The organism is Pseudomaricurvus sp. ABR4_320, from assembly GCF_056159445.1.
This window is the reverse complement of record NZ_JBSWVF010000003.1, coordinates 198,508-215,898: the sequence shown is the minus strand read 5'-3', so window position 1 is coordinate 215,898 and position 17,391 is coordinate 198,508. Positions and strand designations below refer to the sequence as shown.

Here is a 17,391-nt window from a genome sequence, read left to right as displayed (position 1 = left end):
TGTGCCTGCTGCAAGCGAAAAAATGGGCCTATAAATCAGTCATATTACCGATGAGAAGGGCGGCATGGCTAAGCGATCCTTTACGATCAAAACGCTAGGCCACAGGTTTGCTTTTATGCACTTTATTCCCTTTAAAGGCTTAAATCTGATACGTCTTTGCTTGACAGCTTGTTCACCCTCATCCTCTCGAATTCGAACCATGGATGCAACTCGCGTCACGACAATCATTTTATAGATTGTTTCCCTTCTGTTAAAAATAAATGAACGGGACAAACGCGCTTTCTATGAGTACACTGCCGCAGCCCATGTCAACAGGAGGTATCGTGAGCAAGGTGTCAGATTCCATTTCTAATGAGCCCACAGGTTCATCTCTGTTCAATTTCAAAACGATTGTTTTGATTTGCGACATTGTTTTGTTTTTTCTTCTTTATAACTTGCTGCCATTCGACCCGGATGTTGTTGTCGGCTTGTCGATCCTCGTGTTTGTGGCGGTCTTGTGGCTGACCGAGGCTCTGCACGTCAGTATTACCGCGATTTTGGTGCCTGTACTGGCCGTAGCCTGTGGGGTATTTGAAACAAAGGCCGCGCTGACTAACTTTGCCCATCCGATCGTTTTTCTGTTTTTGGGCGGTTTTGCTCTGGCAGCGGCGCTGCATGCGCAGCAGTTGGATTTGGCGTTGGCCAGAAAAGTGATTGCGCTGGCGAAAGGGCGCCTGGATCTGGCGGCTTTGATGCTATTTGGTGTGTCTGCCGGCCTTTCCATGTGGATCAGTAACACGGCCACAACGGCGATGATGTTGCCTCTGATTCTCGGCTTATTAGAAGAAGTTAGAGGTGGTGATCGTCACCGAACTCGAGTGTTCTTCCTCTTAGGGACTGCCTATTGCGCAAGTATTGGCGGCATTGCGACTCTGGTGGGCAGTCCTCCGAATGCGATCGCAGCGGCGCAGACCCACGTCGACTTTTTGCAGTGGATGCGCATGGCATTACCCGTGACTGTCATCTTACTGCCTTTGGCTGTTGTCGTTCTGTATCTTATCTTGAGGCCTAACCTCAGTCAGCGATTTGAAGTCGAAAACGAACCCTTTGTTTGGACGACGCCCAGACTTCTGACGCTAGTGATTTTTGTCATCACGGCCCTGGCGTGGATTTCCAGCAGTTTCCTTAAGGGGCTGTTACCCAACATTTCCGATATGGATACCGTCATTGCGCTTTGCGCCATTCTGTTGCTGGGTGTTGCCCGAGTGGTTGATTGGAAAGCAATTGAGCGTGCAACAGACTGGGGTGCCCTGATTTTGTTCGGTGGCGGGCTTTGTCTGAGCGCCATTCTAAAGACGACGGGCACCACGGTATTCCTGGCCGACGTACTCAGTCATTGGCTGGGGCATGCAGGGCCACTTACCGTACTGTTGGTTATTGTCGCATTCGTTGTCTTTTTAACAGAGCTTGCCAGCAATACCGCGAGTGCGGCGCTCCTGGTACCGGTTTTTGCCGGGATCGCAGAAAGCTTTGGCCTGCCTCCCGTTGTATTGGCGACAGCAATTGCGGTAGCGGCATCTTGCGCCTTTATGCTACCTGTTGCGACACCGCCTAATGCTATCGTATTTGGCTCAGGTATGATTCGTCAGCGGGAAATGATGTGGGTCGGTTTCTGGTTAAACCTAGTCTGCATTACCGTTGTCACTGCGTTTGCCCGTTGGGTTTGGTAACCCGCGACATCAATCATAATATTTAACTTTGATTGTGATTGATTTAATATGCGTGTGTTTGCCCGTCGCTGTGACGGGCATCATTGCATGAGGCGAATCTGTGCTGGAAAAGCAAAGACATCAGTTGATTCTCGATTTACTCGACGAACACACCTACGTTAGCGTTGCTGAGATGTCCGAGCAATTAAAAGCGTCAGAAGCAACCATCCGGCGAGACATCATTAAGCTCGCCGAACAAAAACTCATCAAAAAAATTCGCGGCGGTGCCGAAGTGATGGGGACGAGGGACAACCGACCTCGTCGTCAGCACTTAAAAGGCTCGGCTTTTCTTGTTGATCGGGAAAAGCAAACCGATGTCAAAAAGCTGATTGCCATGAAGGCCGTCGAAATGTGCGAAGACGGTGAATCAATCATTATTAACGGTGGTAGCTCCACCTATATGATGGGTGAGTTTCTCTACGAACGGCAGCTGCGAATCCTCACCAATTCTTTTTATCTGGCGCAAGAGCTGGCGATAAACAGTGATAACCAGATAACCTTGCCTGGTGGTGAACTCTACCGTAAGCAGGGCATTATTCTCAGTTCTTTTGAAAAAGATACGATTCAGTATTACCACGCCACCAAGATGTTTATGGGCACGCCCGGAATTGGTATCTATGGCGTGATGGAGTCTGATCCGCTGTTGATTCGTGCAGAACAAAAGCTTCGGAAACAGTCTGATACGCTGGTTATTTTGGCGGACTCGTCAAAAATCGGTGCACGATCAAACTTCATCTTTAGCCCTCTACAAGACGTCAATGTGTTGATTACCGATAAAAACGCGGACGATAAAGCGGTCGCATTATTTGAAAGTGAAGGCATTGAAGTCGTTATTGCCGATGAGCATGTTGAGTAGATAACGGTAACTCAACGTCTTTTAGGTAATCAAAATAACCGCCTGAGCCCTTGCGGCTCAGGCGGTTGTCCCATCACATACTGTAGGTAAATCCCAGTGCAAATTCCCGCCCAGACCACTGAAGGTCAGATAGGCGGTGTGGGCCGGCAGTAACCAATTTTTCTTGCTCGGTTAGATTTCGGGCATCCATATAAACTTTCAGATTCGAGTTTGGCACTGTAAACGAAATTTTTGCATCAAGATAACCTGAGTCATCCACAAATACCGGGTTGCCGGAGCGATCGCTGGGCGAGACTAGGTATTCATCCCGGTAATTATAGGCGAGTCGAGCACTAAACAGATCTGCCTCGTAGTAGACGCTGAGGTTGTAACTGTTTTCTGATTGGGATGGAAATGGCAGTTCTTCGCCGTTGAGTTCGTTAAATAAGCCAACATTGTCTGCGGTCATATGTGTGTAGTTGACGCTGCCGCCGAAGCGGTCGAATGGCGCTGGTAGCATGCTGAAAAAAGTCGACGCCTGAAATTCGATGCCTGTGGTGGTGACGCCCTCGCCGTTGATGGGTTGGGTGACATCGTAAAGGTCGCCGTCGCCAAAATAGTCAATTTCAAACTGCTCAATGTCATCGAGGATGTAGCTATCGATTTTCTTTTCAAAATACGCAATAGAGAGCAGTGAGTCGGCGTTCGGATACCAACTTAGGGCGACATCAAACTGATCGGCGCGATAGGGATCAAGGTTCGGGTTGCCGCCTTTACAGGTATTTTCGGTCTCATCAATGATGGCTTGGGTATTTTGATAGATGGTACAGGTCGCTGCCAGGTTTAGGTCGGTTACTTTGGGTCTCGCCATCACTTTTGCGGCGCCGGCGTAAAGAATCAGTTGATCGGGAATTAAGCCTACACTGACGTTGACGCTGGGTAGAAAGTCACTGTAGTCAGTCGAGACAGTTCTGCGACCAACAAACGCCAGCGGGTTGTCGGGATCATCGACGCCGGAGCCGGGGATCACATCACCGTTTTCATCCAGTGCATCGACAATCACATTAACGACGGCATCGCCAGTGGTTTCCGTTTCTGTTCGCACGTAGCGGGCGCCAAAGTTCCCCCATACTGGAAAGCCGGCGATTTCGGTTTCGAAATCTGCCTGCAGATAAATTCCCTGGGTTTCCATACCTACGTTGTAAAATATAGGGTATGTAATATCGGTATCGCTTTCCGTCAGGTTATCACCAACCATCGCGAGAAAGTCATCGATAAAGCCTTGCGTACTGATAGCTTCGTATTGTCCTATGGTATCGACGCCGAGATCAAAACCGTCAAAAAGCTCGTCAGTCAGTGTGGTATTGCCTGTGATCAACGCGATCTGGTCTTCGAGGGTCCACTCGACGCCGTTGTATAAACTACCGACCTGACGTGTAATTCTCTGACGGCTGCGAAGTGCCTCTGCGGTTTGATCGGTCGCGCGTAGACCGGCGTGTAGTTTGGTGATCAGACCGTCATCAAAGGTGTAGGTGACATCCAGCTGTACCATGTCTTCATCGGCGGAGTCATTCGTAGGTTGATGCAGATAATCTGACAACTGCCAGTAGCTGGCGGGATCATTGACATCGAAGCTGGTGGGCACTGCGTCGTCTCTGGTCTCCCAGTCAAAGCCTTGGTTGAAATCCCAGCTGGGGGCGCCATCGCTATTGAGTGTGACGGGGACGCCACCCACTCGATCAGCGCGAACATTGGTATCCCGTGAATCGATAAATTGTTTTTGGCGCGAGATGCCGACCAGGCCGGTGACATCCCAGTTGCCGTTGGTGTAATCAAAGCCGGCGTCAAAAATACTTGTTTTCTGTTCCCAGTCGAAGTTGAGTGTACGGTTGTTCACGGTCGCTTCGGCGGTCGTAAAAGAGGTGACATTGTGGTCGGCGTCAACGGTCACGGAATCAGCTTGAACTCGAGCCTCTGAGGGGACTTCGAGATGCAGGTTTTGATCGTTGGCAACTTTATCTCTCTCGTTATAGGTATAGCTCACATGGCCTGATAGATTGTCAGTAAAGTTGTAATCAAACACTACGTTGGCACTGATTCTTTCTTCATCTCTTTCCCATATGCCGTAGCGTGGTACCCGCGGTGAAAAGTCATACCACTGGGATTCACAGTCTGTATCTGGACAGTCTGCTGCCGTCTCAATGCCAGCGTAATCGGGATCTGAAAAGGTTTTTTCTGGAGAGTTATCCCAGTCAGATAGAGCGACCCACTCGGTATTGCGCAGCGCGTGAATCATGGTCTTTTTTTCGGATGCCGTGACATTGAGTAGGGCGCCGAAATCTTCACTGAATTTGTAGACCCCAGTAAAGTTGGCTTTAGGATCGTTGTTGTCCGACAGGTCGTTGTACTGATTTTCGAGATTAAATTGCAGATAGTTGTTGTCGAAATCGTTCGGCTTACGCGTGATAACTCTTACGGTACCGCCGACGCCGCCTTCAGCGATACGCGCTTCCGATCCCTTGATAACATCCAGCGCTTTGACCAGTTCTGATGCCATGTCTCTAAAGTCGACGGCGCGTGTTCCTCCGTCGGGATCAGACATACCCAAGGCGCTTACGCCATTCACTTCTACACGAACCAAATCTGGCTCCACGCCACGGATACTGATTTTTGAACCCTCTCCGAAGTCGCGATCGATTTGCACGCCGGTGACTCGTTGCAGAGCTTCGCCGACGTTTTTATCTGGAAATTCACCGATGTCTTCAGCCACGATGGAATCCGCCATGGTTGCGGCCATCTTCTTGCGTTCAATGGCGCTGCGCTGGCTTGCACGGATGCCTTCGACGGTTAACTCTTCCATCAGGAATTCGTTACTGTCTTCCTGTTCTGCTTCCGGGGTTGTTGTTTCTTGGGCAAAGCTACCGGTGGCATAAATAAGGCTGGCTGAAACGCTTGAGTAGAGCAATGCCTTTATGCTGGCGGTGAGCGGTTGGGTTTTAAAGTGTCGTGACGCCGGTGGCGCCTTTGAGGTAGAGCTGTTAACTGGTGTCTTTATCATTATAAGTCTCCCACATTCAATTTACTGTTGTTTTCATGGGTAGCCAGACGGCGAGTCACTTCGCCTTTGTTACATCCTTGGCTGGCGAAAACTGTAATTCGGTATTTCAGTGATTGCAACCAATAAACATCATTAGTGATTAAAATAGATCAAATGTGGTCAGGTTAATCTCGCTTTGTTATGGAGACTGATCGTTTTTATTCTCTCTTTTCTGGCGGTAACAGGTTCTGCCGCACCTATGGCATCAAATTCTTCTTTAATATCTCATGGCGGCATTGCTACGGTCGTTTTATTTCCAGAAATTTCTTTCACCGCCCTATTTTCAGTTGATATACATGATGCTTACTTGATAAGACAGCATGCTGTCTTATTGCTGGCGCCGCATAAATGACAGCGCTGGACAGGATGGTGTAGGTGTCGATGCTGATGTTGTCGTGGCGGGGGAGCCGATAGTTTGCTCGTGGAGGTTTCCAGAAAATTCGTTTCATACAAAACAAATCAAATGGAATCATAAATTGTCATTTGTGATTGTCTGTGATAGCTTCTTCGCTACCTGAAATTACAAGCATAATGTTAACGGGTAGAGAACCGATCATGGATAGACGCGAATTCCTGCGGCGGGGTGCGATGACAGCAGCCCTGCCGATGTCCCTGCAGTCAACCGTAACCGCTGCAGCAGTGCCATCTGACAAAGGTGGCCACCTTCCTTCGACGAATGCGCCTTTACGATGGCTCGATGGGGTAGAACCCAGCATTAATTCTGGTCATGTCTGGGGTTATCCCTGGGCGCAAGGGGCCCTGACCTCCGTCGATGTACTCGACTTAATTTCGGAAAATGGTCAGTCGCTCCCAGTGCAAAGCTGGGTTACGGCCTGGTGGCCGGATGGCAGTATCAAGTGGACGGCGCATGCGTTGTCGGCCAAAGTTGCCACCGGTGGCGGATTTCGCTTTGAGCAAACACGGACAACGCCAACGTCGCTGAAGCAGCAGGTGTCTCTGCAGAGTGATGCCGACAGTATTTTGGTTGATACTGGCGTCGTTCAATGTCGAATCCCCACCTCCGGTCAATACCTGTTAACTGATATGTCGCGTGGCGGACGAGTCATCGCTCGCCACGCGCGTTTGATCGGCCAGGTGCAAAACGCGCCTGTCGCGCCCGCTGACATCGAGACGTTTGTTTCAGAATTGGGGTCTGTTGAGGTGGAGCAGAGTGGCCCCGTTCGCGCCGTCGTTCATCTCCAAGGAAAGCAGCGGCGAGAAGGCGGTCAGGACTGGCTACCTTTTAGTCTTCGATTGATTTTCACTGCGGGCAGCGACGCGATAAAGGTTTCCCACAGTTTCATTTTCGACGGTGACGATCAGCAAGATTTCATCTGTGGTATGGGGTTGCGTTTTGAGGTGCTGCAAGTGGATGCGCCCTATGACCGCCACATTCGATTTTCCGGTGAAGGCGATGGTCTCTGGGCAGAATCCCCTCAAGGTCTTACCGGTCTGCGGCGCGATCCGGGGCAGTCTGTTCGGCAAGCCCAAATTGACGGTAAAAAAACACCTCCGCTGTCGGAGTGGAGTCCCAAAGTCAGTGAGCGTTTGCATTGGGTTCCCGTTTGGAATGACTACACACTGTCGCAACTGTCGGCTAACGGTTTTCAGATTCGCAAGCGTACTGCTGAGGGCCAAAGTTGGATTGATGCTGCCCAGGGGCACAGATCCAGTGGAGTCGCTTATGTCGGCGGTGTTTCCGGCGGTGTATTAGTCGGTATGCGAGATTTCTGGCAACTGCATCCCACCCAGATTGATGTTCGTAACGCCGGTGCAGAAGAATCTGAAGTGACGCTATGGTTTTGGTCTCCGCAGGCGCCGGCAATGGATGTGCGTTTCTACCACGACGGCTTAGGGCAGGAAACCTATGAAGATCAGTTGGATGCACTGAACATTACCTATGAAGATTACGAAGAGGGATTCGCCACGGCCGTGGGGGTCGCTCGCACCTCCGACATCACACTGGTTATCAAGGCGGCGACGCCAAGCCGACAGGAAACCGCTGAGTGGGCGAGGGTGATTCAGCAGCCGGGCCAAATTGTCGCGGCGCCGGAAATCTATTTGCAAGCGGGGGTCTTCGGCGGTCTGTGGAGTTTACCGGATACCAAGAGTGAAGCATCGCGCCGAATTGAAAAGCGTCTCGCCTGGCAGGTCGATTTTTATCGTCGGCAGGTCGATCAGCATCATTGGTACGGGTTCTGGAATTATGGTGACGTCATGCATACCTATGATGTCGATCGTCATGAGTGGCGTTACGACGTCGGCGGTTACGCTTGGGATAATTCGGAATTATCTCCGGACTTGTGGCTGTGGTATTCCTTTTTACGCTCGGGTGATGCTGCAACCTTTCGGCTGGCGGAAGCCATGACCCGCCATAACCGCGATGTGGATATTTATCACTTGGGGCGTTTTAAAGGCTTGGGTTCCCGGCATAACGTTCAGCACTGGGGGTGTAGTGCAAAACAATTGCGGATTAGTACGGCAATTTACAAGCGCTTTCATTACTTTCTCACAGCGGATCCACGCACTGGTGACATTTTGCAGGAAGTTACTGAGGCTGATGTTGCCCTGGCAGCTGTGGATCCTACCCGTAAGCTGAGTGATCGTTTACCCATGCCCGGGCCTGAACGCATTCAGGTCGGAACAGACTGGGGATCCGTTGCTGCCAATTGGCTCGCGGCCTGGGAAAGAACCGGTGATCCCCAATACAGAGATTGGTTAGTTGCCGCAATGCAGGTCATTGGTCGACATCCTCAAGGTTTTTTTGCCGGTAACTTTGGCTACGACCCGGAGACCAAGCGGTTTATTGCTCCGCCGGATCAAGGGCCCCAGGTCTCCCATCTTAGCGCTGTGTTCGGACTTGTCGAAGTGAATGCAGAATTATTAAAGCTTATTGATGTGCCCGAATATCGCGACGCTTGGTTGAAGTATTGCCGTCTCTATAACGCCAGTAAAAAAGAACAGAAAGCGGTGCTTGGCGAGGCCTTTGGAAATAATCTTGCAATGCCGCATTCTCGCCTAACGGCCTTCGCCGCCGCACAAGATGGTGACAGTGAACTGGCTAAGCGCGCCTGGCAGGAATTTGGTTTGCCACAGGAATTTTCACTGCAATGGGATGGGCGTAAAGAAGCCGTATTACAGGTGGACGGTCCCGACGTTCTCAATCCGGTAACGGAAGCGCCATGGCTTTCAACCAATGATGCATCTCAATGGGGGTTGGCAGCAATTCAAAACCTCGCTTTGATTTCCGACAGTATTGATAACAGCTAATGATGATCGGCAATCGGTGCCGAGTGTAGAAAGGATAAATTTATGCCGAATTTAGTTTATGACATTCCCTTGGATACGGTTACGGGAAGTATTGATAGGCTGATTGATAACCTGGTTAACATTCAGGATGAAACGGGAGAGTTTCTGCTCAAGCTTGAAGACGGCCGCGTCATTGATACCAAAGGTTGGGCAGGCTGGGAATGGACTCACGGAATTGGTCTCTACGGTCTTTTGAAATACTGGGATATCTGCGGCAAAGAAAAACCTCGGGAGATTATTGAGCAATGGTTTGCTGATCGCTTTGCTGAAGGCACTCCCACTAAGAATGTCAATACCGTATCTCCATTTTTGACTCTGGCCTATCTGCAGGAGCGCACTGGTGAGCGCAGTTATCTCAGCTATCTGGATGTTTGGGCGGAATGGATTATGCGCGACATGCCGCGAACCCGAGAAATGGGACTGCAGCACATTGTGTACAACTCTGAAAACTATCAGCAGCTTTGGGATGACACCTTAATGATGAGCGTGTTGCCTCTCGCCAAGATCGGGTTACTGCTCAATCGGCCTCACTACGTTGAAGAAGCCAAGCGCCAATTTATGCTGCACGTTAAATATCTGGCAGATCGAAAAACCGGGCTCTGGTTTCACGGTTGGACCTTCGACGGTAATCACAATTTTGCTGATGCGCTTTGGGCGCGAGGCAATAGTTGGGTAACCATCTCAATTCCAGAGTTTATTGAGTTGTTGGATTTGCCAGAAACCGATGGTTTACGCATGTTCTTACAGGAAACTCTGGCGGCGCAAGTGGATGCACTACAAAAAACCCAACATGAAAATGGGCTGTGGCACACACTGTTAGATGATTCTGGATCCTACCTTGAAGCTTCGGCGGCAGCTGGATTCGCCTATGGAATTTTAAAGGGTGTGCGTAAAGGCTATCTGGATGAATCCTATCTTGAGACCGGATTAAAAGCCGTGAAGGCCGTCTTGGAAAACATCAGTTCTGACGGAGAGCTGCAGCAAGTGTCGTTTGGAACCCCGGTGTTTGACGATCTTCAGGGGTATCGAGATATCCCGTTGACGTCCATGCCTTACGGCCAGTCGATGGCCATTTTGCTGCTGGTTGAGTTTATGAATTTCTATATCTAGTTATCGACTGCCGGTACCTCTCTCAGAATTAACTCGCCGTTAAACGTAAATCTGGTGTGGTATGAGATCCGGCAGCGTTTGCTAAGCAATACCTTTTTGGGATTGTTGCATTAGTCTATCTGGTTCAGGGAAATATAATGAAAAAGCGCGAACTGAAACCTGTAAATTACGTTGCCTACGGCCTCAACGATGTGTTGGGTGCTGGCTCCATGGCTGTTATTAGTGGTTGGATTTTATTTTTCTATACCACCTTCTGTGGTCTAACCACTGTCCAGGCGGCGTCTATCTTCGCCATAGCACGGATCCTCGATGCGGTTGCCAGTCCGTTGATTGGCCATATCACGGACGGATTAGGTTCTACCCGTATCGGTAAACGTTTCGGACGTCGTCGTATATTCCTCATTTCTGCGATTCCTTTGTTGCCGAGCTTTGCATTGATGTGGGTGTCTGGTCAGGAATATTTGTATTACCTGATGACTTACGTCTTTTTCGAGCTTCTCTATGCCGCAGTGATTATTCCATACGAAACCCTGGCTGCAGAGATGACCGATGATTTTGCCCAGCGTGCAAAATTGGCGGGAGCTCGCATATTAACGGGCCAGATCTCGGCAATTTTTGCTGGCATTTTGCCCGCTTGGATTGTCAGTGTGGTCGGGGGTAAGGATTCCGCGACCACGTTTCTCATCATGGGTATCATCTTTTCGGTTGCCTTTATGTTGGTGGTTTTTGCGGTTTGGGCATTCACCTGGGAACGCTCTCCCGAAGATATTGCGGCATTGGAGCCAGATAAACCTGAGTCATCGTGGAGCCTAGTGGGGACGTTAAAAACCCTGTTTAACAATTTGGCATCGACCTTAAAGATTCGGGCATTCCGCCTGCATCTCGGTATGTATCTTGGCGGTTATATCAGTCAGGATATTTTCAATGCTGCATTCACCTACTTTGTGGTCTTTGCTATTGGCGGATCAGTTGCAGCCGCATCGCAGATGATGGGTTTTACCTACTGCGCGCAATTGGTGGCTGTCGCGGTGGCGATACCGCTTGTCGTGCGTATGGGACCTGCACTGGGTTATCGCATCGCTGTGGTTTTCTATATCCTCGGAATTGTGTCGCTGTTTGCACTGTATCTGTTTGAGGATTCTTATAGCAGTGTGCTGTTGGGTGGAGCTTTGTTATTGGCAGGGTTGGGACGCGGAGCGTTAAATTACATTCCCTGGAACACCTACAACTACATGGCGGACGTGGATCAAATCGTCACCGGTCAACGCAGAGAGGGTAGCTTTGCCGGTGTTATGACGTTTATTCGCAAAGCAACTCAGGCAGTCGCCGTTATGTCGGTGGGGATCGTGCTCGAAGCTGGGGGATTTATCTCGGGGGCCGAGGTGCAATCGAGCGGTGCGATATCCACCATTGTCGTGACACTGGTGGTCGGACCGGTTTTGGTTTTATTGCTGGGCTTCTGGATTTCCACGCGTTTCAGAATCAATCGCCATACACATCAGGTGCTAATGGCGGAGATTGAGCGATTTAAGCATGGAGAGCGCACGCCAAGTTCGCCGAGCGCTCAAGCCATCGTAGAAGATCTTTCCGGTTGGGACTATGAGTACCTATGGGGGAATAATGACCTAACACGGCGTCACGATGCATCGAACATGACACCAACTACGCGTGGAGAGTCCTATGGCATGGCCGACAAATAGCGAAGCACTATTTTCTCTGCGTAACAAAACTGCGTTGGTCACCGGGGCCAGCCGAGGTTTGGGGCAGGCGCTGGCGATTGGATTGGCGCAGCATGGCGCGCGAGTCGTTTGCTCCAGCTCGGCAGCTGGGGGCACAGAGGCTACTCGTAAAATAATTATCGACAACGGTGGTGACGCCGAAGAGATTGCGGCAAATCTCTCCGAGTCTGCTGATGTCCTGGCTCTTGCCGATGCAGCGCTTGAGTCGTACCAATCCATCGACATTCTCGTTAATGCCGGTGGCACCATCGCGCGAGCACCTGCGGTTGACTTTCCCCTGTCTGATTGGCAGACAGTGATTGACGTAAATTTGAACGCGACCTTTTTATTGTGTCAACGACTGGGCGCCGCAATGCTTGAGCAGGGCAAAGGCAAAATTATCAATATCGCTTCTATGTTGTCCTATACCGGAGGAATTACTGTGCCGGCGTACACAGCCAGCAAGCACGGAGTTGTGGGTATTACCAAAGCTCTGGCCAATGAATGGGCGAGTGGAGGTGTTCAAGTCAATGCGATTGCGCCCGGATATTTTCGAACGGATAACACGCAGGCTTTACAGCAGGATTCTGTGCGTAATGCAGAAATCGAAAAGCGAATTCCTGCTGGCTGCTGGGGTGAGCCTGAACAATTAATCGGCGCGGCCGTTTATCTCGCGTCGGCAGCGAGTGATTATGTCAATGGCCATGTGTTAGCCGTGGACGGTGGTTGGTTGTCGAGATGAGATGGTGAGATGGAAAAAATCGCATTTGTTTTGCAGTTAAAAGCAGGTTTTGAAGAGGAATACCAGCGGCGCCACGATGAGATCTGGCCGGAACTGGTGGACGCACTTCACGATGCGGGAGTTTCTGACTATTCCATATTTCTTCATGAGCAGACGGGGCAGCTTTTTGGTGTCTTACAGCGCAGTGAAGGTCATAACATGGATGCGCTGCCAGACCTGCCGGTCATGCAACGCTGGTGGGCTTATATGGCAGATATAATGGAAACCAACTCAGACCAGAGTCCGGTTTCCATTGATCTGCAGCGCGTTTTCCATATGGCTTAACGGTCACCTAATACAGGATTGCACGTCTCAGATGGATGATTCTCTGTCTGTAGTGATCCGGTGATTTGAAACTCGCTGTCTATGGGGAGCGAAGTTTCATTCCCCAGGAAAAAGCTGGTATGGGGTGGCTGGTTATACCCCGCGTTTTGCCAGGCGATGGCAGCCCGATATTGGGGATCCTGCATCAAGGTGGGAAGGCGAATATCTGTAGGGATGGTACTGGCATAAATCAACAGTTCGCTGCTATCTGAATTGCGCCAGATGACTTCTTCACGCCAATCACCGAACAGATCAGCGCTCAAAACCGGTGTCGCTTTTGTACCATTATTGGAAAGCGCACCATCGGAAGACGCATCAAGCAGCCATTCTGATGTGTTTTTATCCGGTTGCCATTTTGCAATATGAGTATCATCGAGCAGTTCCCTTAACAGGTCTCCATCCCAATAGATGGCGAAGTTCTTTTCTTTGGGGACGATATTACTGATGATTTTTCCTGAGGCGGAGACAAGCTCTCCAGAGCTCGCGAAATTTTCATTACCTGGATAGCGGGGATCGATATCGATACTCAGCCCTCGACCAATATCTTCGCCTTTACCGGGCAGGCTCCAGAGAATTTCACCGTCACTCGCCCCGTGCAATTCAATACCGTGGGGGCTGTATTGACTGGGGGATTCGTGGACCATAAAAATTTCCTGGCCCGGGTGTGACGGGTCAATATCACTCATATGCAGTGCATCCCCATGGCCCAGCCCGGTTGAATAGAGAGGTGTTCCATCATCGTCAACGGTCGCGGCACCATAGATAATTTCATCGCGACCATCCTCGTCAACATCGCCAATGGTAAGACTGTGAGCGCCTTGTCCAGCAATGGTTGCATCGGATGCGTCGCCCGACGCACTGTCGAATACCCAACGTTGTTGAAAGTGATTTTCCGTCCAGTCCCAGGCGGCGATGACCGCCCTGGTATAATAGCCGCGGGTCATAAGTAAGCTGGGGTGGTCTTCATCGAGCCAGGCTAATCCCGCAAGAAAACGATCTGAGCGGTTGCCCTCGTCGTCGCCCCATAAGATTAACTCACCTCGCTCGGGCAGGTAGGTGACGGTATCCAGAACTTTTCCTGTTTTGCCGTCGAACATGCTTAAGTATTCCGGGCCTTTTAAAACACGGCCGCGCTCATCGCGATAATCCGCGCCTGGATCGCCGATGACCTTGCCCTGTGAGTCGCTGCTGCCGTCGGCCGTACGAACCGCCAATTCCGCTTTACCATCGCCGTCAAAGTCATACACGATAAAAGGCGAGTAGTGCGCCCCAGCCCGAATATTTTTTCCAAGATTTATTCGCCAAAGACGTTCGCCGGTTAGTGTATAGGCGTCGATAAAGACAGGGCCTGTGACGCCGTCGTGTGAGTTATCTTTGGAGTTGTCCGGATCCCATTTTACGATAATCTCATAGTTGCCATCGCCATCCAGATCTGCGGCGCTTCCGTCGTTTGCCCGGTAGTTGTAAGACGTTGCTGTCTCGCCATCAGCGTCGGGCCGCTGTAATGGAATGCTCAAATAGCGATTTCGCCAGACGCTTGTTTGCTCTAAGGGGGCAGAGCAATTCTCCGCAGCGACAGCGTACTGGTCACTGATGCTGCCTTCTGTGTCCAGGTAAAAACTGGCACCCGTTAACGGCGTTGAATTTATGCGCTCGCCATTGCGATAAAGATTAAACGCTTGATTCTGTGGTTCTGTTGCGAGCAGACGCCAACTTACCGCGATACCTGTATCGGCGGGAACCGCAATTGTGCCTCTGGAAAGATCTTCCATGCGACGTTGAAAAGGGGCGTTCTGTGTTGGCGCCGTTAGAGATTTGTCTGAAGGTGGCGCGGTACATCCACAGGTGGCGATGACAGGCAGAAGACTGAGACAGAAATGTGTTCGATGTGCCATAAGTTCGCTTCCAATGCGCTTAGTTTAGATTTATTCTGATAATAAATGATTGTACATGAATAGAATTGAAAGCCCAGTCCGTTGGTGCTTTTGGGGGCGTAAGAAAATGCAAAGATCACTCGTGTTTGCAAACTCTATTATGGCGAAAGGCATTGCGCTTTTGGGGATTGCCGTTGCTCTGATGTCGTTCGGTCAGAGAGTCGTTGCAACAGCTTCTGACCTGCCCGTGGGGCGATTGCTCTACCACTCAGCGATGGACTCTGCGGCTTCTGTCGACGGTTGGCGAATGGAGGGACCTGGAGAGTTAGCGTTTCGTGATGGCTGGATGGAAGTTTTTTCACCTGAGCAGGCGATGCACCACGTGTTTTGGTGTCCTGAGGATTTTCCGGCATCGTTTATCGCTCAGTGGCAAGTTCAGAATCGTGATACCAAAGCGGGCCTGGTCATCGTTTTTTTTGCGGCTCAGGGAATACACGGTGAGGATATTTTCGACCTCAGTTTAGCCCCTAGGGACGGAACCTTCACTCATTACACGGAAGGGGATATTCGCAGCTACCATATTTCCTATTACGCGAATGCGGCTCACAATCCTGGCAGAGGTTATGCGAATTTGCGCAAGAACAATACGTTTACACTTTTGCAGCAGGGAAAAGAAGGCATTGCGACCAAGTCCGAAGCCATCCACGATATTGTTTTGATAAAAAAGGGTGCGCGGATTCAAATGAGAGTCGACAATCGTGTAGTGATTGATTATGTGGATAATCAACCGATTGTCGAAGGCGTCGACACTGGAGCGTCCTTATCGGGGGGAAAAATCGGCTTTCGCCAGATGCAGTGGACGCGATTTCGTTACCGTGATTTTCGCGTCAACGCCTTGCCGGATATTCCCGACGCCGAGTTATTTAGTGCTGGCGGCTAAGGAAAACCTTATTGTCGTTTTCTCTCTGCACGGTTATGGCAAAGTTTTCCTTCAATACAGCAAGGAGGCTGTCGACATCTCCCGCCTTAAAGAAACCCGCTACTCGAACTTTGCGCAGTGCATCATCGAGAATGATGAATTCGACTTCGGTATACCGACCAATTTCCTGGATAGCGTCTTCCAGTGGTTCTCCGCGAAAAATTAAGTTTCCATTTTGCCACGAGAGCTTAACGGCCAGATCCTCGGGCGTAATTTCAGTGATCCGTGTGGAGACCTCCTCGATTTTCGTAGTATTGTCTACGATTAACTGTTGACCCGCGCTAACCGCAGGTGCTGTTGTGAGTCGCGGAGGGGGAGCATTGTCGGAGTCGCTCTCTGTTATGGGCTGTACTGTGACACGGACTTTTCCTTCCGTAACCAGTAATTCGATCTGCTGTTGCTGAGTGATTTCGACATTAAACTCAGTGCCAACCGCTTGCACGACATTATTGTTCGCTTTAACACTCAGGGGGCGTGATGCGTCTTTGGCCACCTTGATGTGCATTTCACCTTTCAGCAGCGTAAGAAGGCGATAGTCCTTGGTGTATTTTAATCGTACCTGGGATTGAGTATTCAAGGTCAACAGACTGCCATCAGTAAGTGTTAAGGTTGATCGCTCACCGGGTGCAGTTTGGTAAACCTGCTCTTGAGCTCGGGCGAAGAAAGGCAGGTTTGCTATGGGATATTGCCAGAAAAGCCCTCCGGCCATCACAAGTATGAAGACTGTCGCGGCAATGCCGTAATTCAACGAGCGCCGAGGATTAGGTTTGGGTGGCGCTGTCATGGTGCGGGGGAAGAGGCTGCTTAATCGCTTGAGCGCTTCCATATTGTCCCACAGCTCAGCCATCTCAAGCAGGCGCTGCTCGTTTTTGTCATCCGCAGCCAGCCAGCGTTCAAGCTGGCGTTCCTCTGTTGATGACAGGGTGCGGTCAATGCGTGCCAGCCAGCGGCTGGCCTCGTCGCTGCGTCGCTGCTCGGAATCAAATGAGAGGATGTTACTCATCGCTCGGGAGTCTCCACCGAATTATACGATCGAACATGGGAGGGTTTACGGCTTGGTTTCGCGGTTGGCGGTGAGCGGCGGCCATAGTGTTCATCATGCTTTTGCATAAACTCGGCGCAGCGTTTTATCCCTGTCGCTATATGATTTTCCACCGTGTTCATACTGATGCCCATTTCCACTGCAATTTCCTGCTGTGAAAGCCCATATACTTTACGCAAGACAAACGCTCTGCGGCATTGGGGTGGGAGCAATCGAACAGCCTCGCAGAATCGCTCAAAGGATTTCCCTGATGCTACAGAATCAAATGTTTGATCATTTAGGTCGCGGCCACATAGGCTTTCCAGTTCTTCAACATCATCCATCGAATCCGTCAGGCGGACGGCAGCTCTCTTACGGTAGTCCAATGCTAAGTTTTTTACCGTTCTGTACAAGAACGCATGGGGGGACTCAATCGGCTCCGGCTTGTTGATTTGGCAGATGCGAACATAGGTTTCCTGAACAATATCTTCGACGTCTGCCGGGGCAACGAGAGAAGCAATGCTGCCCGCCAGTTTCCTGCGTAACGACAGATAGATCCCCAATAGCTGTTTTTGCTGCGCCATTCTTATTTTGC

Annotated in this window: 12 protein-coding genes; 8 read left to right on the top strand and 4 right to left on the bottom strand. The window is 50.5% G+C overall.

Annotation, left to right across the window (positions count from 1 at the left end; genetic code table 11):
- Positions 1-323: 323 nt before the first annotated feature.
- Positions 324-1,709, top strand: coding sequence for an SLC13 family permease (locus ACXAFR_RS07200; RefSeq protein WP_475174534.1), 1,386 nt, complete (start codon positions 324-326; stop codon positions 1,707-1,709).
- Between the two features lie 100 nt (positions 1,710-1,809).
- The gene (locus ACXAFR_RS07195; RefSeq protein WP_475174531.1) at positions 1,810-2,604 is read left to right on the top strand and encodes a DeoR/GlpR family DNA-binding transcription regulator; all 795 of its coding nucleotides are present in this window, start codon (positions 1,810-1,812) and stop codon (positions 2,602-2,604) included.
- Positions 2,605-2,677: 73 nt separating this feature from the next.
- On the opposite strand, the gene ACXAFR_RS07190 is transcribed toward ACXAFR_RS07195, so the two are convergent.
- Positions 2,678-5,641 (bottom strand): TonB-dependent receptor, encoded by a 2,964-nt coding sequence (locus ACXAFR_RS07190; protein WP_475174528.1) that lies wholly within the window; start codon positions 5,639-5,641, stop codon positions 2,678-2,680.
- A gap of 594 nt (positions 5,642-6,235) precedes the next feature.
- Here ACXAFR_RS07190 and ACXAFR_RS07185 point away from each other — a divergent pair.
- The 5 genes from ACXAFR_RS07185 to rhaM all read left to right on the top strand — a co-directional run bounded on the left by ACXAFR_RS07185 (position 6,236) and on the right by rhaM (position 12,883).
- Positions 6,236-8,950: an exo-rhamnogalacturonan lyase family protein gene (locus ACXAFR_RS07185; RefSeq protein ID WP_475174526.1), complete on the top strand. Its 2,715-nt coding sequence runs from the start codon at positions 6,236-6,238 to the stop codon at positions 8,948-8,950.
- 42 nt (positions 8,951-8,992) lie between these two features.
- On the top strand, positions 8,993-10,099 hold the full coding sequence (gene bglB / locus ACXAFR_RS07180) for a beta-galactosidase BglB (protein WP_475174524.1): 1,107 nt from the start codon (positions 8,993-8,995) through the stop codon (positions 10,097-10,099).
- A 137-nt stretch (positions 10,100-10,236) separates the two neighbouring features.
- Positions 10,237-11,799, top strand: a complete 1,563-nt coding sequence (locus ACXAFR_RS07175) for an MFS transporter (protein ID WP_475174518.1) — start codon at positions 10,237-10,239, stop codon at positions 11,797-11,799.
- Complete coding sequence (locus ACXAFR_RS07170) at positions 11,780-12,559, top strand: SDR family oxidoreductase (protein WP_475174512.1); 780 nt, start codon at positions 11,780-11,782, stop codon at positions 12,557-12,559. The genes ACXAFR_RS07175 and ACXAFR_RS07170 overlap by 20 nt, the downstream gene beginning before the upstream one ends.
- A gap of 9 nt (positions 12,560-12,568) precedes the next feature.
- Entirely contained in the window at positions 12,569-12,883 is a 315-nt protein-coding gene (gene rhaM, locus ACXAFR_RS07165; protein ID WP_475174508.1) for an L-rhamnose mutarotase, read from the top strand.
- Here the strand turns inward: rhaM and ACXAFR_RS07160 are convergent.
- A complete protein-coding gene (locus tag ACXAFR_RS07160; protein WP_475174505.1) occupies positions 12,880-14,817 on the bottom strand; it encodes a rhamnogalacturonan lyase in 1,938 nt (645 codons plus the stop codon). The genes rhaM and ACXAFR_RS07160 overlap by 4 nt on opposite strands.
- A 106-nt stretch (positions 14,818-14,923) precedes the next feature.
- On the opposite strand from ACXAFR_RS07160, the gene ACXAFR_RS07155 reads away from it, so the two are divergent.
- A complete protein-coding gene (locus ACXAFR_RS07155; protein WP_475174500.1) occupies positions 14,924-15,736 on the top strand; it encodes a DUF1961 family protein in 813 nt (270 codons plus the stop codon).
- Here ACXAFR_RS07155 and ACXAFR_RS07150 read toward each other — a convergent pair.
- Both ACXAFR_RS07150 and ACXAFR_RS07145 read right to left on the bottom strand, forming a co-directional pair.
- Entirely contained in the window at positions 15,720-16,778 is a 1,059-nt protein-coding gene (locus ACXAFR_RS07150; protein ID WP_475174495.1) for a FecR family protein, read from the bottom strand. The genes ACXAFR_RS07155 and ACXAFR_RS07150 overlap by 17 nt on opposite strands.
- Positions 16,775-17,380 (bottom strand): RNA polymerase sigma factor, encoded by a 606-nt coding sequence (locus tag ACXAFR_RS07145; RefSeq protein ID WP_475174492.1) that lies wholly within the window; start codon positions 17,378-17,380, stop codon positions 16,775-16,777. The genes ACXAFR_RS07150 and ACXAFR_RS07145 overlap by 4 nt, the downstream gene beginning before the upstream one ends.
- Positions 17,381-17,391: the final 11 nt, after the last annotated feature.

Coding starts and splice junctions, on each gene's coding strand:
- ACXAFR_RS07170 (WP_475174512.1), top strand. CDS start 11,780: ATGGCATGGCCGACAAATAGCGAAGCACTATTTTCTCTGCGTAACAAA.
- bglB (WP_475174524.1), top strand. CDS start 8,993: ATGCCGAATTTAGTTTATGACATTCCCTTGGATACGGTTACGGGAAGT.
- ACXAFR_RS07190 (WP_475174528.1), bottom strand. CDS start 5,641: ATGATAAAGACACCAGTTAACAGCTCTACCTCAAAGGCGCCACCGGCG.
- ACXAFR_RS07160 (WP_475174505.1), bottom strand. CDS start 14,817: ATGGCACATCGAACACATTTCTGTCTCAGTCTTCTGCCTGTCATCGCC.
- ACXAFR_RS07185 (WP_475174526.1), top strand. CDS start 6,236: ATGGATAGACGCGAATTCCTGCGGCGGGGTGCGATGACAGCAGCCCTG.
- ACXAFR_RS07145 (WP_475174492.1), bottom strand. CDS start 17,380: ATGGCGCAGCAAAAACAGCTATTGGGGATCTATCTGTCGTTACGCAGG.
- ACXAFR_RS07175 (WP_475174518.1), top strand. CDS start 10,237: ATGAAAAAGCGCGAACTGAAACCTGTAAATTACGTTGCCTACGGCCTC.
- ACXAFR_RS07150 (WP_475174495.1), bottom strand. CDS start 16,778: ATGAGTAACATCCTCTCATTTGATTCCGAGCAGCGACGCAGCGACGAG.
- rhaM (WP_475174508.1), top strand. CDS start 12,569: ATGGAAAAAATCGCATTTGTTTTGCAGTTAAAAGCAGGTTTTGAAGAG.
- ACXAFR_RS07155 (WP_475174500.1), top strand. CDS start 14,924: ATGCAAAGATCACTCGTGTTTGCAAACTCTATTATGGCGAAAGGCATT.